Origin of the sequence: Nostoc sphaeroides (assembly GCF_003443655.1) — a bacterium.
GTDB classification, from domain to species: domain Bacteria; phylum Cyanobacteriota; class Cyanobacteriia; order Cyanobacteriales; family Nostocaceae; genus Nostoc; species Nostoc sphaeroides.
This window is the reverse complement of sequence record NZ_CP031941.1, coordinates 5,219,503-5,243,311: the sequence shown is the minus strand read 5'-3', so window position 1 is coordinate 5,243,311 and position 23,809 is coordinate 5,219,503. Positions and strand designations below refer to the sequence as shown.

Annotated in this window: 27 protein-coding genes and 2 pseudogenes; 14 read left to right on the top strand and 15 right to left on the bottom strand. The window is 43.3% G+C overall.

What is annotated here, in order from left to right:
• The first annotated feature begins 97 nt into the window (after positions 1-97).
• Positions 98-1,213, top strand: a complete 1,116-nt coding sequence (gene dprA / locus D1367_RS23355; protein ID WP_118168580.1) for a DNA-processing protein DprA — start codon at positions 98-100, stop codon at positions 1,211-1,213.
• Positions 1,214-1,364: 151 nt separating this feature from the next.
• On the opposite strand, the pseudogene D1367_RS23350 reads toward dprA, so the two are convergent.
• A pseudogene (locus tag D1367_RS23350) lies at positions 1,365-1,621 on the bottom strand (Txe/YoeB family addiction module toxin).
• On the bottom strand, positions 1,602-1,808 hold the full coding sequence (locus D1367_RS23345) for a prevent-host-death protein (protein WP_118168578.1): 207 nt from the start codon (positions 1,806-1,808) through the stop codon (positions 1,602-1,604). Before D1367_RS23345 ends, D1367_RS23350 begins: the two are co-directional and overlap by 20 nt.
• Positions 1,809-2,350: 542 nt before the next feature.
• Between D1367_RS23345 and D1367_RS23340 the strand changes: the two genes are divergently transcribed.
• Positions 2,351-2,956 (top strand): Uma2 family endonuclease, encoded by a 606-nt coding sequence (locus D1367_RS23340; RefSeq protein ID WP_118168576.1) that lies wholly within the window; start codon positions 2,351-2,353, stop codon positions 2,954-2,956.
• A 7-nt stretch (positions 2,957-2,963) separates the two neighbouring features.
• Here D1367_RS23340 and vapC read toward each other — a convergent pair whose 3' ends face one another.
• The 4 genes from vapC to D1367_RS32385 all read right to left on the bottom strand — a co-directional run bounded on the left by vapC (position 2,964) and on the right by D1367_RS32385 (position 4,475).
• On the bottom strand, positions 2,964-3,371 hold the full coding sequence (gene vapC / locus D1367_RS23335; RefSeq protein WP_118168574.1) for a type II toxin-antitoxin system tRNA(fMet)-specific endonuclease VapC: 408 nt from the start codon (positions 3,369-3,371) through the stop codon (positions 2,964-2,966).
• The gene (locus D1367_RS32395) at positions 3,368-3,619 is read right to left on the bottom strand and encodes a DUF2281 domain-containing protein (RefSeq protein WP_118168572.1); all 252 of its coding nucleotides are present in this window, start codon (positions 3,617-3,619) and stop codon (positions 3,368-3,370) included. The genes vapC and D1367_RS32395 overlap by 4 nt, the downstream gene beginning before the upstream one ends.
• 260 nt (positions 3,620-3,879) lie before the next feature.
• A complete protein-coding gene (locus D1367_RS32390) occupies positions 3,880-4,212 on the bottom strand; it encodes a glycosyltransferase family protein (RefSeq protein ID WP_228674763.1) in 333 nt (110 codons plus the stop codon).
• Complete coding sequence (locus D1367_RS32385) at positions 4,209-4,475, bottom strand: HsdM family class I SAM-dependent methyltransferase (protein WP_244944959.1); 267 nt, start codon at positions 4,473-4,475, stop codon at positions 4,209-4,211. The genes D1367_RS32390 and D1367_RS32385 overlap by 4 nt, the downstream gene beginning before the upstream one ends.
• A 299-nt stretch (positions 4,476-4,774) precedes the next feature.
• Here D1367_RS32385 and D1367_RS23320 point away from each other — a divergent pair, with 299 nt between their 5' ends.
• Complete coding sequence (locus tag D1367_RS23320; protein ID WP_118168570.1) at positions 4,775-4,978, top strand: hypothetical protein; 204 nt, start codon at positions 4,775-4,777, stop codon at positions 4,976-4,978.
• A 196-nt stretch (positions 4,979-5,174) separates the two neighbouring features.
• On the opposite strand, the gene D1367_RS23315 is transcribed toward D1367_RS23320, so the two are convergent.
• From D1367_RS23315 to D1367_RS33125, 3 genes and pseudogenes are all read right to left on the bottom strand, one after another.
• Positions 5,175-6,728 carry a serine hydrolase gene (locus D1367_RS23315; RefSeq protein WP_118168568.1) on the bottom strand — a complete coding sequence of 518 codons (1,554 nt, stop codon included), beginning with the start codon at positions 6,726-6,728 and terminating at the stop codon, positions 5,175-5,177.
• A 177-nt stretch (positions 6,729-6,905) separates the two neighbouring features.
• Positions 6,906-7,646, bottom strand: coding sequence for an RNA methyltransferase (locus D1367_RS23310; RefSeq protein ID WP_118168566.1), 741 nt, complete (start codon positions 7,644-7,646; stop codon positions 6,906-6,908).
• Between the two features lie 567 nt (positions 7,647-8,213).
• Positions 8,214-8,264, bottom strand: a pseudogene (locus tag D1367_RS33125) (HNH endonuclease); the annotation flags it as partial.
• A 138-nt stretch (positions 8,265-8,402) separates the two neighbouring features.
• On the opposite strand from D1367_RS33125, the gene D1367_RS23295 reads away from it, so the two are divergent.
• Complete coding sequence (locus D1367_RS23295; RefSeq protein WP_118168564.1) at positions 8,403-9,854, top strand: RecQ family ATP-dependent DNA helicase; 1,452 nt, start codon at positions 8,403-8,405, stop codon at positions 9,852-9,854.
• Here D1367_RS23295 and D1367_RS31190 read toward each other — a convergent pair.
• Entirely contained in the window at positions 9,808-10,161 is a 354-nt protein-coding gene (locus D1367_RS31190; RefSeq protein WP_244944958.1) for a hypothetical protein, read from the bottom strand. The genes D1367_RS23295 and D1367_RS31190 overlap by 47 nt on opposite strands.
• 19 nt (positions 10,162-10,180) lie before the next feature.
• Between D1367_RS31190 and D1367_RS23285 the strand changes: the two genes are divergently transcribed.
• The gene (locus tag D1367_RS23285) at positions 10,181-10,318 is read left to right on the top strand and encodes a hypothetical protein (protein WP_181984935.1); all 138 of its coding nucleotides are present in this window, start codon (positions 10,181-10,183) and stop codon (positions 10,316-10,318) included.
• A 230-nt stretch (positions 10,319-10,548) separates the two neighbouring features.
• Here the strand turns inward: D1367_RS23285 and D1367_RS32380 are convergent, their stop codons facing one another.
• From D1367_RS32380 to pheS, 5 genes are all read right to left on the bottom strand, one after another.
• Positions 10,549-10,704 (bottom strand): hypothetical protein, encoded by a 156-nt coding sequence (locus D1367_RS32380; protein ID WP_225892436.1) that lies wholly within the window; start codon positions 10,702-10,704, stop codon positions 10,549-10,551.
• A gap of 3 nt (positions 10,705-10,707) precedes the next feature.
• Positions 10,708-11,934, bottom strand: coding sequence for an RNA-guided endonuclease InsQ/TnpB family protein (locus D1367_RS23270; RefSeq protein WP_118168562.1), 1,227 nt, complete (start codon positions 11,932-11,934; stop codon positions 10,708-10,710).
• Positions 11,935-12,186: 252 nt separating this feature from the next.
• Entirely contained in the window at positions 12,187-12,354 is a 168-nt protein-coding gene (locus D1367_RS31185) for a hypothetical protein (RefSeq protein WP_181984934.1), read from the bottom strand.
• Positions 12,351-12,566, bottom strand: a complete 216-nt coding sequence (locus D1367_RS23260; RefSeq protein WP_118168560.1) for a hypothetical protein — start codon at positions 12,564-12,566, stop codon at positions 12,351-12,353. Before D1367_RS23260 ends, D1367_RS31185 begins: the two co-directional genes overlap by 4 nt.
• A gap of 44 nt (positions 12,567-12,610) precedes the next feature.
• Positions 12,611-13,603 (bottom strand): phenylalanine--tRNA ligase subunit alpha, encoded by a 993-nt coding sequence (gene pheS, locus D1367_RS23255; RefSeq protein ID WP_012407694.1) that lies wholly within the window; start codon positions 13,601-13,603, stop codon positions 12,611-12,613.
• Positions 13,604-14,008: 405 nt separating this feature from the next.
• On the opposite strand from pheS, the gene surE reads away from it, so the two are divergent.
• The 9 genes from surE (at position 14,009) to secA (ending at position 23,736) form a co-directional block, all read left to right on the top strand.
• Complete coding sequence (gene surE / locus D1367_RS23250; protein WP_118168558.1) at positions 14,009-14,806, top strand: 5'/3'-nucleotidase SurE; 798 nt, start codon at positions 14,009-14,011, stop codon at positions 14,804-14,806.
• A 299-nt stretch (positions 14,807-15,105) separates the two neighbouring features.
• Positions 15,106-16,002 (top strand): MBL fold metallo-hydrolase, encoded by an 897-nt coding sequence (locus D1367_RS23245; protein ID WP_118168556.1) that lies wholly within the window; start codon positions 15,106-15,108, stop codon positions 16,000-16,002.
• A 369-nt stretch (positions 16,003-16,371) separates the two neighbouring features.
• On the top strand, positions 16,372-17,436 hold the full coding sequence (locus D1367_RS23240; RefSeq protein WP_118168554.1) for a bifunctional riboflavin kinase/FAD synthetase: 1,065 nt from the start codon (positions 16,372-16,374) through the stop codon (positions 17,434-17,436).
• Positions 17,437-17,599: 163 nt separating this feature from the next.
• Positions 17,600-18,508 (top strand): AAA family ATPase, encoded by a 909-nt coding sequence (locus D1367_RS23235; protein ID WP_118168552.1) that lies wholly within the window; start codon positions 17,600-17,602, stop codon positions 18,506-18,508.
• Between the two features lie 152 nt (positions 18,509-18,660).
• Entirely contained in the window at positions 18,661-19,026 is a 366-nt protein-coding gene (locus tag D1367_RS23230; protein ID WP_118168550.1) for a hypothetical protein, read from the top strand.
• 123 nt (positions 19,027-19,149) lie between these two features.
• On the top strand, positions 19,150-19,401 hold the full coding sequence (locus tag D1367_RS23225; RefSeq protein ID WP_118168548.1) for a type II toxin-antitoxin system RelN family antitoxin: 252 nt from the start codon (positions 19,150-19,152) through the stop codon (positions 19,399-19,401).
• Positions 19,391-19,756, top strand: coding sequence for a type II toxin-antitoxin system RelE/ParE family toxin (locus D1367_RS23220; protein WP_118168546.1), 366 nt, complete (start codon positions 19,391-19,393; stop codon positions 19,754-19,756). The genes D1367_RS23225 and D1367_RS23220 overlap by 11 nt, the downstream gene beginning before the upstream one ends.
• A 147-nt stretch (positions 19,757-19,903) precedes the next feature.
• Positions 19,904-20,491 carry a cytochrome C gene (locus D1367_RS23215; protein ID WP_118168544.1) on the top strand — a complete coding sequence of 196 codons (588 nt, stop codon included), beginning with the start codon at positions 19,904-19,906 and terminating at the stop codon, positions 20,489-20,491.
• Positions 20,492-20,943: 452 nt separating this feature from the next.
• Positions 20,944-23,736: a preprotein translocase subunit SecA gene (secA, locus tag D1367_RS23205; protein ID WP_118168540.1), complete on the top strand. Its 2,793-nt coding sequence runs from the start codon at positions 20,944-20,946 to the stop codon at positions 23,734-23,736.
• The last annotated feature ends 73 nt before the right edge of the window (positions 23,737-23,809 follow it).

The following is a 23,809-nucleotide window of genomic DNA, read 5'->3' as shown; positions in this document are numbered from 1 at the left end:
GCGTCTCTTGCCTTAACCGAACAGCATTGCCCCCATCCCTATCAACAAACAACCCCAATTTGGGAATACTCAATCCAGTGGGCGTGAGGATGAAACCGTGGTAGAAGAAAGCGCATATTGGTTAGCTTGGGCGCAAATTTCGGGGATTGGCCCGGTATTATTGCGGCGGCTGCAACAGCATTTTGGCACGTTAGCAACAGCTTGGAAAGCTACCAAGGTGCAGTTAGGAGAAGTAGAGGGTTTTGGTTTTCAGACACTAGAAAAAGTAGTACAACAGCGATCGCGCCTACACCCAGAACAACTATTCACTAAGCATCAGCAGGAAAACTCTCATTTCTGGACACCAGCAGATGCAGATTATCCCCGCTTACTGCTGGAGACTCCAAGCCCACCGCCGATTTTGTACTATCGCGGTGAAGTCGAACTTCAAGAAAATCTCGGACAAAAACCGATGGTTGGAATTGTCGGAACCCGCCAACCTTCAGAATATGGTATCCGTTGGACTCGCCAAATTAGTACAGCTTTGGCTAAAAATGGCTTTACAGTTGTTTCTGGGATGGCTGAGGGAATTGACACAGAAAGCCACATCGCCGCTATGAAAGCAGGTGGACGCACGATCGCAGTTTTGGGAACTGGCGTAGATGTCATTTATCCCCATAAAAATCGGGATTTGTACAAGCAAATTTTGACGGCTGGATTAGTTGTGAGTGAGTACCCCACCAAAACCCCACCCGATCGCACTCACTTTCCCCGCCGCAATCGGATTATTGCGGGTTTAAGTCGCGCCATCCTAGTAATAGAAGCGCCGTTAAAATCCGGTGCGTTAATTACTGCAACCTACGCAAATGAATTTGGCAGAGATGTCTATGCTTTACCTGGAAGAGTGGACGATCATCCATCTCAAGGGTGCTTAAAGTTACTTAGTCAGGGAGCTTCTTTGATTGTCAAGGAATTAGACGAACTGTTAACAATGCTGGGAGCAATACCACAAATTGATCCAATTGAGGCTTCTACAGCACTAGAACAGTTAAGGCCAACTTTAGAGCCAGAATTGCAAAGGGTAATGGATGCGATCGCAAGTGATGCTTTACCCTTTGATTTTATTGTCCAACAAACCGGCATGGCTGCTGGTTCAGTTTCCGGCGCTTTATTGCAGTTGGAACTTATGGGTTTTGTTTCGCAATTACCAGGGATGCGGTATCAAAAAAGTTAAGAGTTAAAAGACAACAACTTTTATTGTGGGGTGGGCATCCTGCCCGCCCAGTCCATAGGGCGGGCGAGACGCCCACCCCACAAGAGTTAATTGGATATTTTTTTATTTGGAAGTCCCTAACACCTATTTACTCAAAACCAAAAAGCGATTTTTAGTAGTGAAAGCGGCAGGCAAGAATTCTGATTTTATCGTCTAGGACTTCATAAACCAGACGATGTTCTTGATCGATTGCCTTGACCAGCAACCAGATAGATCGTATTTTAATGCTTCAGGTTGTCCTGTTCCTTCAAATGGATCACGTTGTACTTCACGAATTAATTTGATGATTTTTAACGCTTTTTTACGATCGCTTTCGATCCACCAAACTAAGTCCTCAAAAGCATCTGCATCAAATTCCAAGTTTTTCACAGGCTGCTTCCAAGGAAATTCCCTCTTGACGTTTTCTAGCTGTAAGTAATCTTGCTTTCATGGCTGGACTGTTCAGCAGATAAGCAGTTTCTTTCTCACCCATTATTTCTTGCCAAAGAGCAATGGGGACAACTACGGAAACTGTTTGCCCTTCTGAATCACAGATGTATTGTAATGCGTCAGTCATAGCAGCAAATATAGCTTACTGGATTACTAATAATTGTAATTGTAAAACCTTTTATGAGCTATTTGCGATCGCCCCTCCAAAACTTTCATCCTCAAAACCGATCGCACTTCCCCGCATTTCCAAGGGGGGATTAAAACAATTCGCAATTCGCAATTCGCAATTCGCAATTACGTTTTGGGACGGGGATTTAAACCCCGACCCAAAACAGGCTGCCTGGAGAGGCAGGGGACTTAAACCCCCAAAGTTCGTTCATCACTCATGTAAACTACAAACTCTCTAACTCTTGTACAAACTATTCTAAATTTAACTTCTTCCTCCGTGTCCTCTGTGCCTCTGCGGTTTATAAATCATTTATTTAACCACAGAGGCGCAGAGAACGCAGAGAAAACAGATTAAGCAGTCGTGTAAAAATAAGTTGAACAATTTAATATTTGTAGTGCGGGCATCTTGCCCGCGCGAGCAAGATGCTCGCACTACTTATTTTTACTTGATGCCTAAAGAGTAACTTATAATAACTATCATCAACCATAAACTAATATGTTATGTTACTTTTAGACCCGAAGACACTTCAACCAACCGAAGACCAACGGCTCATTCTTTATGATGTCACCTGGGAACAATATGAACAACTCTCTGATATGTTTGTTGATCAATTTCCCCGGATGACTTATTTAGAAGGAACACTAGAAATTATTATGACTACCTCTCCAGAACATGAACGCCTCAAAAAAATAATTGCGAGATTACTAGAGGCTTATGCAGAGGAAAGAGACATTAACCTTAATGGTTATGGTAGTACTACTTTTCGTAAGCAAGCTGTTAAAAAAGGCGCAGAACCAGATGAATGTTACTGTCTAGGAGAACTCAATGAAGTACCAGATATTGCCATAGAGATTGTTATAACTAGTGGCGGAATTGACAAACTAGAGGTTTATCGAGGCTTAGGCGTAAAAGAAGTTTGGTTTTGGAAAAACCAGCAATTCGATTTTTATTATTTATCAGAAATTGATGGCAAATATACTCAAAGTTCTAATAGTATATTATTACCAAATTTCGACCCGGTTTTGCTAGCTAGTTTTGTTAGCGAAACTAATCAAACACAGGCGGTTAAACTATATCGAAAAGCATTGCAAAATCAAAATAGCTAATGCTATCTCAACTTTCTTCCTCCCAATCTTCAAGCTGCAACCCATTCACTCGACCAAATTCCCGTGTATTATGCGTCACTAATATCAAATTATTCGCTATTGCAATAGCCGCAATCTGTAAATCATAAGGGCCAATCGGCGTACCATTAGCAGCTAACTCAGCCCGAATTATCCCTGCTATCCTTGCAGCTTCCGCATCTAAAGGTATGATAGTAAACTGACTAAAAAAACGTTGCAATATTTCTAAATTTCTCTCCTGCTGAAAGCTACGGTAAGCACCATAGTAGAGTTCTAACTGGGTTATCGTAGAAATTAAAATATCTTTTGGTTGTTGGGATGCCAAACGATTTGTTACCGCAGCACTACTATTATTTATTAAGCGGATACAGACATTTGAATCGAGTGAATAAATCAAAATAGTGTCTCTCTAGTTTCATATTCTCCTTGTTCTGGTCGTTCTAGTGGTTCTCCTACCCAACCACCAATTACCTCTTCAAAAAAACCAGAATTCCAGCCTTTACCTTCAGGGGTCGTAAGTTGAATTTTATCTTTTTCTTGCGACTTGGTTTTCAAGTGAAGAAATTCCACAAAATCTAAAACTTCCTCTTGTTTGTCTTGTGGAAGAGAACGCCACTTTGTTAATAACTCTTGTTCTGGACTCATTAAAATTCACCCACTATTACTTTATGTCAAACTCATTTTGACGGTTAGAGAGCTACGGTGTACATACAAGTAGAATTACCCCCCTTAATCCCCCCTTAGAAAGGGGGGAAACAAGATAATCCAGTTCCCTCCCCTTTATAAGGGGAGGGTTAGGGTGGGGTAAAACCTTGGTTAATCACCATTTCAGAGTTGTGTGTACACAGTCTCTACAAAAGACGCGATAAATCGCCGTCTTTACAAAAAATCTACTACTTATGCTTCTATTCTAAGGTTGATAACCCCACGGAAGCACTGACAGCCTCCGCCGCTTCTTCCCCTTCTAGCAATATCATCAAACCTTCCATCTCCTTTGTGGCAATTCGCAGCTTTTCCATAATCTCAGCTGCAATTATCTCTGGCTCTGGTAAATTATCGCCCGATCGCAAGCTATCATCTCGCAGCCAGGAAATATCCAAATTTTCGTTACGCTTGGTAATCTGCTCTCGCGTGAAGCACCGGAAACGCCCATTTTCTCCCAAATCCACACGGGGACTATTGCCATTGGGTTCATCTCCATAGCACTGCTCAAACTCAGAGAAATGCCCACGAGTCACTCTGCAGAAAGGCTATCACCCAAATCTACAGCCCCTTCAATTCCGTGTAACATCATATTCATCAACAGCAAGCGGTGAGCATCTTGCACCAACTCCATACCATAAAACGCCTGATGCTGCTGGAAAGATTGCTGTGCTTCTGTCCACTCAAAGGGATCGTGGTATTGTCGAATATAGCGATCGCTTGCAATCAAAAACCCTCCTGTTCCAGCCGCCGGATCTTGAATCAACTCTCCTGGTTGCGGCTTCAGTAAGGAAACCATGCAATCAATCAACGGTCTGGGTGTAAAATACGGCTCTGCCTCCAGTCAAACATTGAGCCAGAGACTCAATGAATGCATTCCCAGGCTCTGCCTGGGAACGAGATCAACAAGAAAACAATGGAAAATCAAGCTTTTTTGACTTGTGTATACACCGTAGCCTTTACAAGGGGGGTAATTAAACTTGTGTGTCTTTAGAGGAGAGGTGTTAGGGACTTTTGCAACAAGTCTAATGACCAATAACTAATCAATTCATAAGTTCATTACAACAATTGTTGCAATGATTTAAACGTTTCTTATACATGGAAGAGTATTTGTTGCAAAGTATTAAGCCTTTGCAGCAACTGATTATACCTTTGCAAGAAATACTTAAGCCTTTCTTATATATGGAAGAGTATTTGTTGCAAAGTATTAAGCATTTGTTGCAACTGATTATACCTTTGCAAGAAATACTTAAGCCTTTCTTATATATGGAAGAGTATTTGTTGCAAAGGTTTGAATTTTGACAATTAGTGTTTGAATTTGAGCAAAGACTATTTGGTTGATAGTTTCGGGTATAGCAATCCTATTTGATTTGCAAACAAAAATTGTCACTACAATTGCGATCGCCAGCCTCTACGGAGTAGACTTTCTGGTTTGCAGCGCTTGCATACCGCTAATTCCCACAGTCCCCTGTGTTATCCCAACGATACGCCGACTTATTTATCTTTGAGGGTAATACTGAGGATTCATAACTGGAGACTGATAACCATTTGTCGGCACAGTACTTCCCATCCCATTAGGTACAGGACTCCCAATCTGGGGTTGATAACCACTTATGGGTACAGTACCCGTCGTACTGTTGGGTAAAGCAGGACTCCCAATCTGGGGCTGATAAACATTTGCGGGTATAGTGCTTGTACTGTTGGGTGTAACAGCATTTTGGCTAAACTCTTCGTAAGCAGCACGAGAAATTGAGCTAATCAATTTTTCAGCGCGAGGGTCATTATTGGGGCGTTGTACCATGACAGTAGCTACGTAGCGCTTGCCAGTTGGAACACCAATTAAACCTGCATCTGCCAGCATAGTACCAATATCGCCCGTTTTGTGATATACTCTCGCACCTGTTCCCAAACCTGATGGTAGCAGAGTGTTTCTCTGAGTGCGACGCAAAATATCGAGCATTAAATCGCGTGATGGCATACTCACTAAACTTCCCTGACTCACAATAGCCATCAAATTCCCCAATTCTTTGGGAGTAGTGGTATTTGTCCCTTGCAAATCTGGGAGTTGATTACGAATTATTGTGTTTGTCAATCCCCAGTTTCGGAAACGCTCGTTTAAAGCCTCCATTCCTCCCAGCCGGGAAATCAGCATATTTGTCGCCGTGTTGTCGCTGATTGTAACCATTTTAGTGGCGACTTCCAGAGCGGCGTACTGGGTTCCGGCTGATTTGTATTGCATATCTCCAGAACCGCCAGCAACCATATCCTGTTGCATGGTCAGCATTTCATCCAGGCGAATTTTTCCTGCGTCCACATCCTGGAAAAAGGCAATTAAAATCGGTATCTTAATTGTGCTAGCCGCCGGAAAATTAATAGAACCATTGACATCTACATAATTACCAGTATCTAAATCTACTATAAAAACTCCGGGTGTAAGACTTGGATTGGCCGCCGCCAAATTTTGTACGGCATTTTTCAAAGAGCTAATTTCCTGGGATAAGTACATACTCGAAGCTACAACTGGGGGAGTTTGGGTAGCTTGCGGCTGCGATCGCACCACATTACTATTAGATTGCGGCGCAGAAGTTGTGCTGATGCGATTAGCCGGGTCTAATACTGATAATGCTGTGCCAACAATTGCACCCATACCAACACCCACAATCAACAACCGCACAATATACAACAAGGTTTTGGCCATTGGCTTTAACCGCGTCTTCCGTGATGAACGCCTGCCTATTTTTGGCTTTTCCATCCGCACTGTTTTCACCATCACAGCACCTGGTCGAAAGGGAGGAATTTTGCCCTTCACACTAGGTATTGGTTTTACTGCCGTTGGCATGACTAACCCCGATTTTACCCTGCGTGTAGCGCCAGGGATTGGGGGAGGAGTAATCGGATTTTTTGGCCGTGTTAGCGCCGCTTCTCGCCCATTGGCAGCTTGTTGCTGGCTGTTAGCTTTAACTTTCTTCTTTACCACTTTTTGTGGACGCTGGCGGCGATTTAAGGGTTGACGCCGCGAAAAAGCTGTTAGTTCGTCACTTGACTCTGACACAGTTACTCCTTGTGACCGACTTGGCTGTTTTCTTGCAGACTCTTGACCCCAAACTTAATTTTTAAGCAATAATATTAATACTCAAATTCTACTTTGCCACTAAGTAGCATTTTTGTGTTTAGTTTAAGCGATATTAATTATTTTGGGGGGATGATTGCATATATATTAAACAAATAATTACAAGTTTTCACTATCCCTCTGGTTCTTAAGGGCCCATTCTACCTGCTGTAAAATTCCTCGCAGCATGGCCACCTCCCCAGTTTTCAAGTGAGCGCGATTATACAATTGGCGAAATTTTCCCATACGACTAGCTGCCGTATGAGGATATACATAACCAATTTTCAGTAATACTGATTCTAATTGCTGGTAGTATCCTTCTAAAACATCTAAAGATGCGACTTCAATTTGAGGTGAGGTTTGAATGTCAAGTTTTTGGGCACATTGTGACAATTCATAACAACAAATTGCCACAGCAGTAGCTAAATTTAGGGCTACATAATCTGGATTGGTGGGAATGCCAACAAACCTCTGGGCATAATTTAATTCTTCATTGCTTAATCCCCGGTCTTCCCTGCCAAAAATCAGTGCTGTGGGTTTTTCTGGTTCCTCCAGTAACCAGGGTAGTGCAGTGCGGGGGTTTTCTAAAGGTGTTTCTAAACTGCGAACGCGACCGGTGGTAGCGATCGCCCGTACACATCCATGCAATGCTTCTGGTAAGGTCGGCACTAATACCGCAGATTCGATAATTTCTTGACCATGAACAGCCATCATCAAAGCTTCCGACGATAGCGGATCGCATTGGGGGTTCACTAATACTAAATTATATAGTCCGAAATTTTTCATTACCCTGGCGATCGCTCCGATATTGATCGGCCCAGCTGGCTCTACCAACACAATTCTTAATCCAGCCAAGCCCATTTTTTGCCTCCTGCGATCGCACCATAAGATATTTTTAGGCTAATTCTCAGCATTGTGGTTCTGCTGAAGAGTTTCCTTGAAATCATTTTAGCTGTGTAAGTGAATGCTTGCGTTAGGTCTGAACAGTTCAGCGTAATCTTTTGCGTTCAGCTAGTCGTTCTTCACTATTTGTTTGTAGCAATCTAATTGTTGTACGTCCCGTAGGCGTTAATCCCACCAAATCCAATACGGTTCAGTTAAGGATTTTTGGTACTAATTTTAGACCTGTAGAGACGCGAAATTTCGCGTCTTTACCAAGGTTTTTGGGCTTAACTGAACTGTATTGCCACCAAATCCAGTTCTAAAAAGATGAAGTGTTCAGCCCATTTCTGGGTGCGTGGGTTGAAGAGAAAGCTAAGTAGTCGGACAAAAATATTTACAGTCATTGCGAGCGTTCGCGCAGCGTCTCGTAGAGAAGCGAAGCAATCCCAGCCCTTGCGATTGCTTCATTCCGCTTCGCTCCATTCGCAATGACATTGTGTAATTAATTCTGTCTGACTACTTAAAAGCCCCTGTTTCTGGAAAAAACTATCCTAAGTCAGTGCCTTTATGACGATTACATCGCCAGCCGATGAGGGCTAAATTATCTGCATTTGTTGCACCGCCGTGCTTTTAGTCAGTGGTTTGCAACCTGAGATGATGAAATTACTGAACCATTAGCAGGATAACAGAGGCTATATTCAGTTTTCAAGGATATAGGTGTATCTACTATTGATTATGAATCAGCCGACAATAAAATCTTGGCAAGAAGTTCTCGCTACGTTTAAAAAAATCTGGGGTTATGAAGATTTTCGTCCGCCACAAGGAGAAATTGTCAGCAGTTTATTGGCACAAAAAGATGCGCTGATTATTATGCCCACAGGTGGAGGAAAGTCGATTTGTTTTCAACTTCCCGCACTACTACAAACAGGATTAACCTTGGTAGTTTCGCCCTTGGTGGCGTTGATGGAAAATCAAGTTCAGGAACTACGAGAAAGCAACCAAAAGGCTGCACTTTTGCATAGTGAATTATCTTCATCTCAACGCCGTGCAACTCTGCAAGCTTTAGAACGCCAACAGCTAAGATTGCTTTATTTATCGCCAGAAACTTTGCTAAGTGCGCCAGTCTGGGAAAGATTATGTCAGCCGCAATTGCAAATTAATGGCTTAATTTTGGATGAAGCCCATTGTTTAGTGCAGTGGGGTGATACTTTTCGCCCAGCTTATCGCAGATTAGGGGCTGTGCGTCCGGCATTATTAAAATCAAAACCACCAGGAACAAAAATCAGCATCGCCGCTTTTACTGCGACTGCTGACCCCTTAGCGCAAAAAATTATTCAAACAGTTTTACAATTACAGCAACCAGAGATTTTTCGGTTGAATCCCTACCGTCCTAATTTGCATCCTAGCGTTCGCATTGCTTGGACACCACGAGGTAGGAAACAACAATTATTAAAGTTTATTCAAAATAGACCGCAACAATCGGGGTTAGTTTATGTTCGCACTCGGAGAGATAGCGAAGATTTAGCCCAATGGTTAGCAGAGATGGGTTATGCAACAGCTAGTTATCATGCGGGATTGGGTGCAACCGAACGCCGTGCAGTAGAAGGAAGCTGGTTAAGTGGCAAAATCCCCTTTGTTGTGTGTACCTGTGCGTTTGGTATGGGGATAAACAAATCAGATGTTCGCTGGGTAGCCCATTTTCACGCACCACATTTGTTATCTGAATATGTGCAAGAAATTGGCCGGGCTGGAAGGGATGGGAAACCAGCAGAAGCGTTGACATTAGTGAGTGAACCTACGGGGTGGTTAGATCCAGAGGATAAGCAAAGACAGGAGTTTTTTCAAGAACAAATGCGATCGCAACAACAAATAGCGCAGCAACTTGTGAAAAAATTACCAAAACAGGGAGAAGTGAATGCTGTAACCCGACAATTTCCTGAAGGTGCTACGGCATTAGCATTACTCCATAGCAACGGTCAGTTAAACTGGCTTGATCCTTTCCATTACACTATTAGCCAAAAAGCGGGAAATCAGCCAGCGACGCAATTACACGCTGCTAAACAGATGCATCAATACCTGACAACTAAGCAGTGTCGTTGGCAGTTTTTATTAAACGCCTTTGGTTTTGACAAAGAAGCCGCTAACTTGCGTTGTGGACATTGTGACAATTGCCGTCGCCGAGTATAAAAGACTCATTCACGAGTATCAAAGACTCGTCGCCGAGTATAAAAGACTCGTTAACGAGTATAAAAGACTCGTTAACGAGTATAAAAGACTCATTCACGAGTATAAAAGACTCGTTCACAAGTATCAAAGGCTCGTTAACGAATATCAAAGGCTCGTCGCCGAGTATAAAAGACTCATTCACGAGTATAAAAGACTCGTTCACAAGTATCAAAGGCTCGTCGCCGAGTATAAAAGACTCATTCACGAGTATAAAAGACTCGTTCACAAGTATCAAAGGCTCGTCGCCGAGTATAAAAGACTCATTCACGAGTATAATTGTCAACGCAATGCACGAGGCTGGTTTCCCTGTGCAATATGTACTTTATAGCGATGAAGGAGATGGTTTTGCCAGACCAGAAAATCGGTTGCACTTTTTTGCGATCGCAAAAAACTTTCTCGCCAAATACTTAGGTGGGAGATTTTAACCTACTCTGATCCTCAGACTCTTCTTTTTGCAAGAGAAAATCTAGATAGTCTTGTAATTGCAACATTCCCTCGTTTCAGGTTGTATTCTGGTAAGTCTTGCGCTAAGGCAACTTGAGAGAATAAGGGGTACTGTACCTTCATGAATTGGCTCCTTGATCTGGCACTAAGACGCTGGTCGTCTGCGTATTTGAGATATTGCTTTCTCCAGCGTTAAGTACTTGCTCTGCGGTTAGCTGAAATTCTGGAAAAATAGTAGAAGCGATCGCAGTATTTCCTGTAAATCTGGTTTCTTCATAAAACCCGTCCAAGCTCCAGACAGTTTGCCTTTAAGCTTATGAGTCTGCAACAATGGATCAAATGGATCGGCGGTTAGTAGTGGTGACATCTCCTACACTTCTGCTTCGCAGTAAGTGTAGGCTTCCAAGACAATCCGGCTATTGCTTAGGAGACTCTTGGCTTTAAGAACGGAATGCCCTACCGCCCTTTTCTTTATATTAATCGCAGCATTATGATCCCTATCCAAGTTGCATGAACAATGAGGACAACTATGCCATCTCTCATGCAGCTTTTTAGGAACTTTAGCCCCACAATTAGAACAATCTTGAGATGTGTTTTTTGGGTTAACAGCTATCACAAGCAAACCAGCATTTTCGGCTTTATTTGCAAGAATTGATAAAAAGCTTGACCACCCAGCATCATGAACTGACTTTGCTAGTTTGGACTTTGAAAGTCCTTTGATGTTTAAATCCTCATGGACTATGACATCATATTTTTTGAGTAAATCATTAGCAGTTTTGAAGTGAAAATCCCGACGTTTGTCAGCAACTTTTTTATGTTGCCTACCTAGTTGTTTAACTGCTTTTTGTCTCCCTTTACTGCCCTTTTTACGTCTAGATACTCGCTTCTGAACCACTATGTTGCGTTTTTGTGCTTTTCTATAATGTTTTGGAATAGCAACAACTTCACCTTCAGAAGTTGTTAAGAACTCTTTTAATCCCAAGTCAATGCCAGTAATCGATTCGGGATTAATGTCGGGCTTAACAGTAGGAACTGTAGGGTCTTCTAGACTTAAAGTGATGTAGTATCCATCTGCTTTTTTGGTGACAGCAGCAGTTTTAATTTTGAAACCAGTAGGTAGTTGACGATGCAAAACAACTTTTATTAACCCCAACTTTGGGAGATTAATCAAGTTATCCTGCAAGCAGTCTTCTTTCATCTGAGGATAAGTGAAGGTTTTGTATCTACTTCTAGATTTAAACCTTGGTTTGCCACTTTTCTTACCGTTGCTATCACCTTTCAGAAATCTGTCAAAAGTTACCTTAACTCGCTTAACAACATCTTGCAAAACTTGTGAATAAATATCACCGTAATGGGGATGACTTTTCTTCAGTTCAGGCAATGTTTTCTTTTGAGAGTAGTAGTCTGGATTATCTCTTAATTCTGGGAGATGACAAACTAGTGGACAAGCATTGACAGGACTACGGTTTTGTTCGTACCAATTAAATCTATCTGCCAACAAATAGTTATACTGAGCGCACAACATAGATAACCATCTATCTATCTCTGCGGCTTGCACTTTTGTTGGACGTAGCTTGTACTGGTATGCAATCCTCATTTCTTGATTCTCAGCACCAGATATACTTTATCCTAAAAGGGTAAACATTGTGTACCCATTATGAAAAATTCTAGATTAAGTGTCAGAATGTCAACACGTAGATTAAACAAGCTGAGGCAGTATGCAGCAAATAAGGATAAAACAGTGACACAAATAATTGAGGATTGGATCGATAGGTTGCCAAGCTCCAAGACTGATGATTCCTCATCGACCAACAACTAATTCAATCCGTAGGATTGAATTAGTTGTTGGTCAATTCGTCATCATCCAAAAATTCATCCCACACTGCCTTCGGTCAGATGTGGGGCTTCTTTTTGATTTAGCTAACCGATCTCCAATCCGCTCTTGTAATTCTGGCTGTCGTCGTACCAATCGCTTAAATGCTCGTTTAAACGATGATGCCAAAACTACAGTTATCACTTGCGTAACTCATCCATTATTTGAGTAACTGTACCACGGAACACTTTTCCCGACTGGTATTCTACTTGTGCTTGAGCGATATTAGCAGCAATTTCAGAACGCCGCCGTTCTGCCAACCGATGACGTATCAGATCAATTAATGTTTCTTGTTCATCTACTGATAAGTTTTCGATACTTTCTAGAACTTGATCTAACCTGGAAACTGAGGTCATTATTTATTGTTACCTTGGTTGCAGTATATAACTATTACGTGTGCCTAAAATTGCTGCAAAAATCGCAAATCACTAGCATACAACCGACGAATATCATCAATTTGGTGTAACACCATTGCAAAGCGTTCTACACCAAAACCGGCAGCAAATCCTGTATAAACTTCTGGGTCATAACCCACAGACTTAAGTACATTTGGATCGACCATACCGCAGCCCATCACCTCCAACCAGCGTCCATTCCACTGCAAATCAACTTCAGCCGAAGGTTCAGTAAACGGGAAATAACTGGCGCGGAAGCGAATAGGTAAATCGCCAAATATTGCTTGTAAAAATACTTTAATTGTGCCTTTGAGGTCAGTAAAAGTTAGTCCCTCATCAATGGCTAAAAGTTCTATTTGATGGAAAACAGCCGAGTGAGTCGCGTCTACATTATCTCGCCGATAAACTCGCCCTGGAGCCACAACCCGTATCGGTGGTTCTTCTCTTTCCATGTAACGAATTTGCACTGACGATGTATGAGTGCGTAAAAGATTACCATCTGGCAGGTAGAAGGTATCCTGCATATCACGGGCGGGGTGGTCAGGCGGGGTATTAAGAGCCTCGAAATTGTAGTAATCTGTTTCCATCTCTGGCCCTTGAGCCACGGTGTAGCCCATTCCGACAAAAATATCCAGTGCCCGGTCAATAATACCATTGAGGGGATGAATGCGACCTTGGGGGCTGTAAATTCCCGGCATAGTTACATCCAGAGTTTCCGCCTCTAGCTGTACCTGAATTTGTGCAGCTTCCAAGGCGACGCGTTGCTGATCTAGACTAGTTTGCAGGGATTCTTTGACAGTATTGGCGATCGCTCCAATTTTTGGTCGTTCCTCTGCGCTCATCTGCCCCATACTTCGCAACAGTGCCCCCAGTTCGCCTTTTTTACCCAGATAGTTAACTCTGAGTTCCTCCAGACGTTCTAGGGTGTCGGCGGCTGCGATCGCTTTTTCTCCTTCTTGGCGCAGTGCTAAAAGTTGAGCTTCTAAATTGCTAGTCATTAGTTCTTAGTCATTGGTCATTAGTCATTAGTCATTAGTCTATAGTCAAAAGCTGTAAGCTGCTCGATAAATCAACTTACAGCTATGCCATCAATATCAGCCAAAGGGGAGGTTTCCGACGAGGAATATTTAATTTTGAACTCTACCTTGCGGTACTAGTACAGCTTGGTATAAATCTAGGTAACATCTTAATATCCAGCTAAAATACACCTGAATTCACTAGACAAGGATCAGAAAGCCTCTTGTTAAAAGTAGGCAAACTTCCCCCACAGTCTAGTAGTGAGTATGTATGGTTTTTTGCTGCTTGTGACCTCAGACATTGACAAATTGCTAATAACAAATAACTAATAACTAATGATTAATGACCAATACTTCGGCTCCGCTCAGTACAAGTGACCAATGACTATGAAATTACTAATTAGCAACGATGACGGCATTTCTGCCTTGGGGATTCGTACCCTAGCCAACTACTTGGCAGAGGCAGGTCATGATGTGAGTGTAGTTTGTCCAGATCGAGAGCGATCGGCAACTGGACACGGGTTAACTTTACATCAACCCATTCGCGCCGAAATTGTTGAAGGGATTTTTCATCCTGCTGTCAAAGCTTGGGCTTGCGATGGTACGCCTTCAGATTGTGTCAAATTGGCGCTGTGGGCTTTGCTAGATACTCCACCCGATTTAGTTCTCTCTGGCATTAATCAAGGTGCGAATTTGGGAACTGAAATATTGTATTCCGGCACTGTTTCAGCGGCAATGGAAGGTTTAATTGAAGGGATTCCCAGCGTAGCGCTGAGTCTTATTAGTCACACTTCTAAAGACTTTCAACCTGCTGCTAAGTTTGCCAAAATTCTCGTAGACCAGTTAGCCCAAAAACCCCTGCCGGATTTAATGTTGCTCAATGTCAATATTCCTGCGGTCAAATGGGAAGAAATTGCCGGAGTTACTCTTACCCGTCAAGGAGTGCGGCGTTACATTGATGTGTTTGATAAACGAGTTGATCCTCGTGGAAAAACGTACTACTGGTTAACCGGAGAGGTAATTGAGGATGTGGAACCTTCAACCGGATTAAATCTGCTGCAAAATGTACCGTTAGATGTGCATGTTGTACGTAAAAACTACATCAGTATAACTCCGTTACAATACAATCTTACTTACGCAGATGGCCTAAATAAATTATCTGAGTGGGAATTCAATTTTCGGTGAATCATTTGATTTATCAGGATAAAACTAGAATTATTTAAAGGCATCAGAGAAAAATGTAGGCTATAACGTAGGGGCACTATTGAAATAACCGATACACATCGACCCGAAAAACTGGAAAATTTTACTTGAGAGTATTTCATTCACATTTACACAATCAGCCAGAAACAGTGTATGCTGTTTTACCAAGAAATCCTCCCAATAGCAGAATGGGTCAGACAGCATAAACTTAGACAAAATAAGTAGCAATTTTTTCACTTATCGCCCGCTCAGTCCAGCCAGCCAGCCAGCAAGCAATACCCATGTCTAGGATAGAGAATCAATTTACCGTACAATTTTGGGGCGTTCGCGGCAGCATCCCCAGCCCAGGGCCAAACACCGTTCGTTACGGCGGTAATACCCCTTGCATCTCAATGCAAGCGGGCGATAAACGCTTAGTTTTCGATGCTGGCACGGGACTACATGTTTTAGGGCAATCTTTGTTGCGCCAAATGCCGTTAGAAGCTCATATATTTTTTACCCATTCTCACTGGGATCACATGCAGGGTTTTCCCTTCTTTACCCCAGGTTTTGTGAAGGGGAATGACTTTCATATCTACGGCGCGATCGCACCTGATGGTTCTACCATAGAACAGCGCCTCAATGACCAGATGTTGCACCCGAACTTTCCCGTACCCTTGCAAATTATGCAAGCCAATTTAAGTTTCTACGACATTCGACCGGGGCAACCAATTCACATCAATGACGTTACCGTAGAAACAGCACCTTTAAACCATCCAGGTGAAGCTGTCGGATACCGCGTCAACTGGCGTGGTGGTGCTGCTGCTTATATCACTGATACCGAACATTTTCCCGACCGACTCGATGATAATGTGCTGTGGCTAGCTCGGAATGCTGACATTCTGGTTTACGATTCCACTTACACAGACGAAGAATACTATTCGCCCAAATCCCCGAAAATTGGCTGGGGACATTCTACCTGGCAAGAAGCAGTAAAAGTGGCACAAGCTGCTAACGTCAAAACTTTGGTAATTTACCACCACGACCCCGCACACGATGACGACTTTTTGGATTGTGTAGGGAAACAAGCAGCTGCAAAATTTCCTGGGGCGATCATGGCACGGGAAGGATTGGTACTTCAGATTCCCACCTCAGTTATCTTATCAGAATCTTTTCCTGTTAGTAAGTTTTCTACCTAAAGATTGCGATCAGAGAAATTGGAGATTTTAGATTAGATTGGTGATCAGAAGCTTTCAGCAGTCATTGGTCATTAGTCATTAGTCATTGGTCACTTGTACTGAGTTTCGACTGCGCTCAACTACCGCGAACGCGAGTGCGTCTTTAAGAGTTGCCGTAAAGCCTGCGGCATAGATTCGCTTAGGGCAAAGCCTCTCCAAGAGTTGTATTGGTCATTAGTCATTGGTTATTTACAAAAGACAAATGACAAATGACAAATGACAAATGACAAATGACAAGTTGGTACTAGAAAAGCTGTCCTCCTGTCGGCGGTTTACCATAAGGTAGCTTCCTGCTGATAGCTAAAATAAACCTAAAATCTCGAAATCCAAGTGCTAAATTTGTCTAAAAATGGGTGTTCTGTGTGGGTTGCTTCTTCAAGCGAAGGGCTGCTAACGCCGACTGCTGTTGCCCTTGGCAAGTTTGATGGTGTTCATCTTGGTCATCAAAGGGTAATTCAGCCAGTCTTGCACGCTGATGGTCAGTTGTCAGTAGCTAGTAGTCCGCAGTCAAAGGAAAATCAAGAATATATTTACTCAACAGTTGTCACCTTTGACCCCCATCCACAGGAATTTTTTACGGGGCAGCCCCGGACTTTGTTAACACCACTGGATGAAAAAGTCCAACAATTGCGATCGCTAGGGGTAGAACAACTGGTATTACTACCCTTTGACAAAGAATTATCTGCTTTGACCCCCGAAGAATTCGTCCAAAAAATTCTTGTGCAACAACTGCGATGCCAGCAAATTAGCATCGGACAGGATTTTTGTTTTGGCGAAAAGCGCAGTGGTACTGCTAAAGATTTGCAATTAATCGCCGCCAAGCACAATATCCCCGTTACTATCGTTCCCTTACAAACTTATACAGGTAACTCGCCCACCGAAAGCAGTTGCGTCAGTACTAATCCGACTCATGATGCCCGCATTAGCACTTCATTAATTCGCCAAACCCTTGAGCAAGGTGACATCGAAAACGCAAATCTACTACTAGGACGCCCCTACACTCTCCTTGGTATTGTCGTTCAAGGTCAACAATTGGGCAGAACAATTGGCTTTCCCACCGCCAACCTCCAACTACCAAAAGAAAAGTTTTTGCCCCGCCAAGGAGTTTATGCTGTCCGCGTTTTCATTCTCAGTGAAACATCAGATATCGCTCCTAATGAAAGCTTTGGCGTGATGAATATCGGTAACCGCCCAACTGTAAATGGTACTTATTCATCTGCGGAAGTACATCTGTTTGATTGGTCTGGTGATTTGTATGGCAAAAAACTGGCTGTAGAACTGGTGAAATTTTTGCGCCCTGAACAAAAGTTTGCTTCTCTAGAAGCCCTAAAAACACAAATTCAACTTGACTGTGTTGTTGCTAAAGAAATTTTGAATGCTGAGTGGGAACAATAGGTAGGGCATTGGGCATTGGGCATGGGGCATGGGGCATTGGGCATGGGGTATGGTTATTCTCCCTCATCCCCCTAATCCCCCTAATCCCCCTCATCTCCCGATTCCCCAGTCCCGATTCCCCAGTCCCCAGTCCCCACTCCCCACTCCCCACTCCCCGCACCGCATGAGAGAAAAAATTGACGCTTTAACAAAAAATCTGGCTCTTACTATCGTTGGCAAAGCTGAGGCAATACGTTTAGTGCTAGTAGCCTTGCTAGGTGGTGGTCATGCCCTGCTAGAAGATGTCCCTGGTGTTGGTAAAACCCTACTCGCTAAATCTCTAGCTCGTTCACTGGATGGTAAGTTTCAACGACTACAATGTACCCCCGATTTACTGCCAACTGATATTACTGGCACTAACATCTGGAACCCAAAAAGTGGCGAATTTACTTATCTGACTGGGCCAATTTTTACCAATATTCTCCTAGCTGACGAAATTAACCGCGCTACACCCCGCACTCAGTCAGCTTTACTGGAAGTTATGGAAGAACATCAGGTAACAGTCGATGGTGTCTCTCGTGCAGTTCCTCAGCCCTTTTTTGTCATTGCCACTCAAAACCCGATTGAGTATCAAGGTACATTTCCGCTACCGGAAGCACAAATGGATCGGTTCATGTTGTCGCTGAGTTTGGGCTATCCTTCCGAGGCAGAAGAACTCCTTATGCTGCAAAATCTCCAAAATGGTGTGAAGGTTGCTGATTTGCAGCCTTGTATTACTTTGGCAGAAGTAGAGGAATTACGTTACCTCTGCTCTCAAGTAAAAGTGGCACCCTCCTTGCAACAGTACATCCTCGAATTGGTACGAGTAACACGGCAAGATGAGGAAATAGCCCTTGGTGTTAGTCCGCGTGGCACATTAGCATTACAACGAGCTACCCAAGCGCTAGCTTTTCTCTCAGGGCGTGATTATGCCATTCCCGATGATGTGAAATTTCTCGTCCCTCACGTTCTTTGCCATCGCCTGATTCCTAGAGGTGGACGGAATGCAAGAACTGTTGTTGAGCGATTATTGCGATCGGTTTCTATTCCTTAAAGATATAGCGGTTCCCATTCAGATGCCGTACAACATTATATCGCGAGGTGTAAGGGCACGGCAGTGCCGTGTCCCTACGGGTGCACCTCACGTGAACGAGAACGGCTATAACTGTTGTTTCTAAGCTTTTACCTAATTGCTTTCTCTTGAAAATGCTACTAACAGAAGCTGAAATCCAACAAGTTCTAAACCAAGCTCAAGCTGCTTTTCCCAACTTGAGTAACTGGGAATACAATAATGAAAAAAATGGGGAGTATTTTGGCTTTTCTATATGGGGAGAGTTTGTTATTAACCCCAATGAGCTAATGCTACGGCGTTTTTTTATCACGCTCGATACTTATGAAGATAAGTGGCAAGGATGTTTAAGCATAGGGCAACACAGCTATCTTTGGTCAAGTGCTGATGTAGGTGATGCCCACTTGTTAGATACAGAACCAAGTGAAACTTTAGAAGAGGCAATTACAGTACTGAAAGCAAAAATGGTAGAACTGTTGGCAGCTTTTTCGGTAGTTGTCTAAAAAAGGCAGTTGTAAGCAGATCAAACTACTGCTCATAACTGCCTTTGCTTTACGGAGATTCGTCCTAATGCACCTAAAATCCTTAAAATGTTAGGATCTCCTACAAAATAAGGTAGACAACAAATGAAAGCGATCGAAGTTACTGGCAAGATTGACTCTCAGGGAAACCTAGTTTTAGATGAGCCGATTCAGGGAACTACTTATCCTCATCAGGTTCGGGTGATTGTGTTGGTTCCAGAGCAGTTAGAAGAGGTTGATCCTGACGATACAACCGTTGAGGAGATTAAAGCCAGCTTGAGGAGAGCCTTGCAGCAAGCAAAAGCGGGGCAACGCCTGCCATTATCCGAAATGTGGGAGGGAATCGATGCCGAATGAACAGCCATCGGTATTAATCGATTTAACTCCTGAATATAAACAAAACTTACGCTACCTTTCTAAGAGATTTCGCAATATTCGCTCTGATGTTCAACCGATTATTGAGCAATTACAACAGGGGAATATTGTTGGCGATCGCATTTCTAGCATTGGTGAAGAGTATATTGTTTACAAGGTGAGAGTTCGCAACAGTAGTATCCAAAAAGGTAAGAGTGCTGGATACCGATTGATTTATCAAGTTGAATCACCTACAAGTATTTTGCTACTAACAATTTATTCCAAATCTGACCGAGAAGATATTGGTGCAAATGAAATCCGAGATATTCTGGCTGATTTTTCTAGTGAGTCTGGTTAAAACTGCTAAGAGATTTTTCCTTGCAATGTTGAGAGATGCAGACGCAGAAGGGCTTGCCAATAGGCATTGCTATGTTGCTACTGCTAACGCTGGGTAAGTCCTATGATTAGCACAAGCGCCACTTCTGAATATCTAGGAATGTGAGGAATGTCAATTTTTGTTAAGCGCAAAATCCGCGATGCCTACGGCGGGCTACGCCAACGCCAATCGCTACAGCAAAGCGCCGAACGCCAATTCAAACGCCAATTTTTCGGTTTACTTCTGGTAATTGTAACCTGGAGCCTAGCTATGGGTTGGCTTCTAGCCTTGGCAACTAATGCTCAAAGTGCTACTCCTACCGCCGAAATTGGCACTGTTGACGTAGTACCTGCACAGTATCAATTAGGACAAGAATTATATTTGGAAAACTGCTCCACATGCCACATCGGCTTACCACCAGCCGTTTTACCCACCCAAACTTGGAAAAATCTCCTGGAAGACTCACAGCACTACGGCGCACAACTAAAGCCTTTAGTCGATCCGCCACGCATCTTGGTGTGGAAATATCTTTCGACTTTCTCTCGTGTTCAGCGAGACGACGAAGAAACACCATATCGCCTTAATGACTCACGTTATTTCAAAGCTTTGCATCCAGGAGTTAAGTTACCACGTCCCGTCCAGCTTGGCAGCTGTGTCAGCTGTCATCAAGGCGCTAGTGATTACAATTTCCGCCGCCTAACAGCAGAATGGAAGTGAGGACTAGAGACGCGATTAATCGCCTCTGTACAGGAAGAGACGCGATTAATCACGTCTGTACAGGAGTTAAAAGTTGAAAAATTCATAACTCCTAACTCCTAACTCCAAACTCCAAACTCCTAACTCCAAACTCCAAACTCCTAACTCCTAACTCCAAACTCCAAACTCCAAACTCCAAACTCCAAACTCCAAACTCCAAACTCCAAACTCCTAACTCTATTCCCTCTCCGGCCCCATCTGGGGGCAAAATGATACTATGAAGAAAGACTAAATATAAGATAAGAGTTAAAACCAATCATTTAATACACTGATTGCCTCGTTTTTCTCCTGTTTTTGAGTTAATTCTCATTTGAAACCCATCCACAACCAAGAAGGTTGGGTTGGGTTAAATGTTTATAATCAATGCCAAACCTTTAATCGCCATCCCCCTTGATTCAGTTCTATAATCTGCCATGCTAAAACTTTTGTTGGGCGACCCCAACGCTCGTAAGCTTAAAAAATATCAACCTTCTGTTACTGAAATTAACCTTCTAGAGGAAGAAATTAAGGTTCTTTCCGATGAGGAGTTAAAAGGTAAAACCGTCGAATTTAAACAACGGTTTGCCAAAGGCGAAACTCTAGATGACCTATTACCTGAAGCTTACGCCGTTGTCCGAGAAGCAGGACGGCGAGTCTTAGGTTTGCGGCACTTTGATGTCCAAATGCTTGGCGGTATCATTTTGCATGTAGGGCAAATTGCCGAAATGAAAACCGGTGAGGGTAAAACGCTTGTAGCAACCTTACCGAGTTATTTAAATGGACTTACTGGTAAAGGTGTACACGTCGTAACTGTGAACGATTACCTGGCTCGTCGGGATGCTGAATGGATGGGACAGGTGCATCGCTTCTTGGGGCTGAGTGTGGGGCTAATCCAGTCAACTATGACTCCCAGTGAACGCCAAAAAAACTATGATTGCGATATTACTTATGTTACCAACAGCGAGGTAGGATTTGACTACCTGCGGGATAACATGGCGACATCAATGGCAGATGTGGTGCAACGCCCGTTTAATTATTGCGTGATTGACGAGGTAGACTCGATTTTAATTGATGAGGCGCGGACACCGCTAATTATTTCTGGGCAGGTGGAAAGACCTACAGAAAAGTATCTGCAAGCAGCTGAAATCGCATTCACACTCAAAAAAGACGAGCATTATGATGTGGATGAAAAAGCTCGTAACGTGCTTTTGACTGATGAAGGATTTGCAGAATCCGAAAATCTTTTGGGAGTAACAGATTTGTTTGACCCTGAAGATCCTTGGGCGCACTTCGTTTTCAATGCAATTAAAGCCAAAGAACTTTTCCTCAAGGATGTAAATTACATCGTCCGCAATGGCGAAGTGGTAATTGTAGATGAATTTACCGGTCGGGTGCTACCCGGACGGCGTTGGAGTGATGGATTACACCAGGCAATTGAAGCCAAAGAACACGTAGAAATTCAACCAGAAACTCAAACTCTAGCGACAATTACTTATCAAAATCTGTTCTTGCTGTATCCAAAACTCGGTGGAATGACCGGAACGGCAAAAACGGAAGAACCAGAATTTGAAAAAATTTACAAATTGGAAGTTGCGGTAATTCCTACCAACCGCGATCGCAGACGGGAAGATTTGTCTGATATGGTCTTTAAGACAGAACCGGGCAAGTGGGGGGCGATCGCTAGAGAATGTGCCGAAATGCACGAACTCGGCAGACCTGTATTAGTAGGAACCACTAGTGTAGAAAAATCCGAACTTCTGAGTAGGCTGCTGAAGGAGTTGGCGATTCCTCATGAATTACTTAACGCCCGACCGGAAAACGTCGAGCGTGAGGCAGAAATCGTCGCTCAAGCTGGACGAAAAGGTGCTGTTACCATTGCTACCAACATGGCTGGTAGAGGTACAGACATCATTCTGGGTGGTAACTCCGAATACATGGCGCGTCTGAAGCTGCGGGAATACTTCATGCCCCGGATTGTTATGCCAGAGTCAGAAGATGCCTTTGGCGTTCAAAGGGCAGCCGGATTGCCTACAGGACATGGCGGTGGTCAAGGCTTTGTCCCTGGTAAAAAAGTCAAAACTTGGCGGGCTTCACCAGAAATTTTCCCCACGCAGTTAACAAAGGAAACAGAAAAACTACTCAAAGATGCAGTAGAAATTGCGGTGCGTGAATATGGCGATCGCAGTTTACCGGAATTGGAAGCTGAAGACAAGGTAGCTGTGGCAGCAGAAAAAGCTCCCATCGACGACGCTGTGATTCTGAAATTGCGAGAAGCTTACAACCGCGTTAAGCAGGAATACGAACAATTTACTACCCGTGAACATGATGAAGTAGTGGGAATCGGTGGTTTGCACGTAATTGGTACAGAACGCCACGAATCACGGCGGATTGATAACCAGTTGCGTGGACGTGCAGGAAGACAAGGCGACCCTGGAACCACAAGATTCTTCCTCAGTTTAGAGGATAACCTACTGCGGATTTTTGGAGGCGATCGCGTTGCTGGGTTAATGAATGCTTTCCAAGTGGAAGAAGATATGCCCATCGAATCTGGGATGCTTACCCGCAGTTTGGAAGGCGCACAGAAAAAAGTTGAAACTTACTACTACGACATCCGTAAGCAGGTGTTTGAGTATGACGAAGTGATGAATAATCAACGTCGGGCTATTTATGCTGAACGTCGGCGGGTGTTAGAAGGTCAAGATTTGAAAGAACAGGTAATCAAGTATGCCGAAAAAACGATGGATGACATCGTTGACTACTATATCAATGTAGACTTGCCCTCGGAAGAGTGGGAGTTAGAAAAGCTGGTTGAGAAAGTTAAAGAATTCGTCTATCTGTTAGCGGATTTGCAACCAAATCAATTAGAGGATATGACAGTCAGCGAGATTAAAGCCTTCCTCCACGAACAGGTGCGAATTGCTTACGACCTCAAAGAAGCGCAGATTGACCAAGTTCAACCCGGACTGATGCGCCAAGCTGAACGCTTCTTTATCTTGCAACGCATTGATACTCTGTGGCGGGAACACCTGCAACAAATGGATGCTTTGCGCGAATCGGTAGGATTACGTGGTTATGGGCAAAAAGACCCGCTAATTGAATACAAGAGCGAGGGTTATGAGTTGTTCTTGGATATGATGATTAACATCCGCCGAGATGTGGTGTACTCGTTGTTCATGTTCCAACCGCAGCCTCAGCAGATGATGCAGGCTTCGTCTGAGATGGTGTAAGTAGGGAATATCTGATGCAGAGACGCAGAGGCGCAGAGAGTGCTTTTGCGTCTTTGTATTTTAAGGCATCTCT

Excerpts from the sequence above, each read along its gene's own strand:
- pheS (WP_012407694.1), bottom strand. The coding sequence starts at position 13,603 with ATGACTAGCAATTTAGAAGCTCAACTTTTAGCACTGCGCCAAGAAGGA.
- D1367_RS23285 (WP_181984935.1), top strand. The coding sequence starts at position 10,181 with ATGCACGAGGCTGGTTTCCCTGTGCAATATGTACTTTATAGCGATGAA.
- D1367_RS23260 (WP_118168560.1), bottom strand. The coding sequence starts at position 12,566 with ATGACCTCAGTTTCCAGGTTAGATCAAGTTCTAGAAAGTATCGAAAAC.
- D1367_RS23320 (WP_118168570.1), top strand. The coding sequence starts at position 4,775 with ATGGAAGAGTATTTGTTGCAAAGTATTAAGCCTTTGCAGCAACTGATT.
- surE (WP_118168558.1), top strand. The coding sequence starts at position 14,009 with ATGAAATTACTAATTAGCAACGATGACGGCATTTCTGCCTTGGGGATT.
- D1367_RS23340 (WP_118168576.1), top strand. The coding sequence starts at position 2,351 with ATGTTACTTTTAGACCCGAAGACACTTCAACCAACCGAAGACCAACGG.
- D1367_RS23345 (WP_118168578.1), bottom strand. The coding sequence starts at position 1,808 with ATGACTGACGCATTACAATACATCTGTGATTCAGAAGGGCAAACAGTT.
- D1367_RS23235 (WP_118168552.1), top strand. The coding sequence starts at position 17,600 with ATGAGAGAAAAAATTGACGCTTTAACAAAAAATCTGGCTCTTACTATC.
- D1367_RS23310 (WP_118168566.1), bottom strand. The coding sequence starts at position 7,646 with ATGGGCTTGGCTGGATTAAGAATTGTGTTGGTAGAGCCAGCTGGGCCG.
- D1367_RS23220 (WP_118168546.1), top strand. The coding sequence starts at position 19,391 with ATGCCGAATGAACAGCCATCGGTATTAATCGATTTAACTCCTGAATAT.
- D1367_RS23270 (WP_118168562.1), bottom strand. The coding sequence starts at position 11,934 with ATGAGGATTGCATACCAGTACAAGCTACGTCCAACAAAAGTGCAAGCC.
- D1367_RS23245 (WP_118168556.1), top strand. The coding sequence starts at position 15,106 with ATGTCTAGGATAGAGAATCAATTTACCGTACAATTTTGGGGCGTTCGC.
- D1367_RS32380 (WP_225892436.1), bottom strand. The coding sequence starts at position 10,704 with ATGTCACCACTACTAACCGCCGATCCATTTGATCCATTGTTGCAGACT.
- D1367_RS23215 (WP_118168544.1), top strand. The coding sequence starts at position 19,904 with ATGTCAATTTTTGTTAAGCGCAAAATCCGCGATGCCTACGGCGGGCTA.
- D1367_RS32395 (WP_118168572.1), bottom strand. The coding sequence starts at position 3,619 with ATGAGTCCAGAACAAGAGTTATTAACAAAGTGGCGTTCTCTTCCACAA.
- secA (WP_118168540.1), top strand. The coding sequence starts at position 20,944 with ATGCTAAAACTTTTGTTGGGCGACCCCAACGCTCGTAAGCTTAAAAAA.
- D1367_RS23230 (WP_118168550.1), top strand. The coding sequence starts at position 18,661 with ATGCTACTAACAGAAGCTGAAATCCAACAAGTTCTAAACCAAGCTCAA.
- D1367_RS32385 (WP_244944959.1), bottom strand. The coding sequence starts at position 4,475 with ATGGTTTCCTTACTGAAGCCGCAACCAGGAGAGTTGATTCAAGATCCG.
- D1367_RS23295 (WP_118168564.1), top strand. The coding sequence starts at position 8,403 with ATGAATCAGCCGACAATAAAATCTTGGCAAGAAGTTCTCGCTACGTTT.
- D1367_RS23225 (WP_118168548.1), top strand. The coding sequence starts at position 19,150 with ATGAAAGCGATCGAAGTTACTGGCAAGATTGACTCTCAGGGAAACCTA.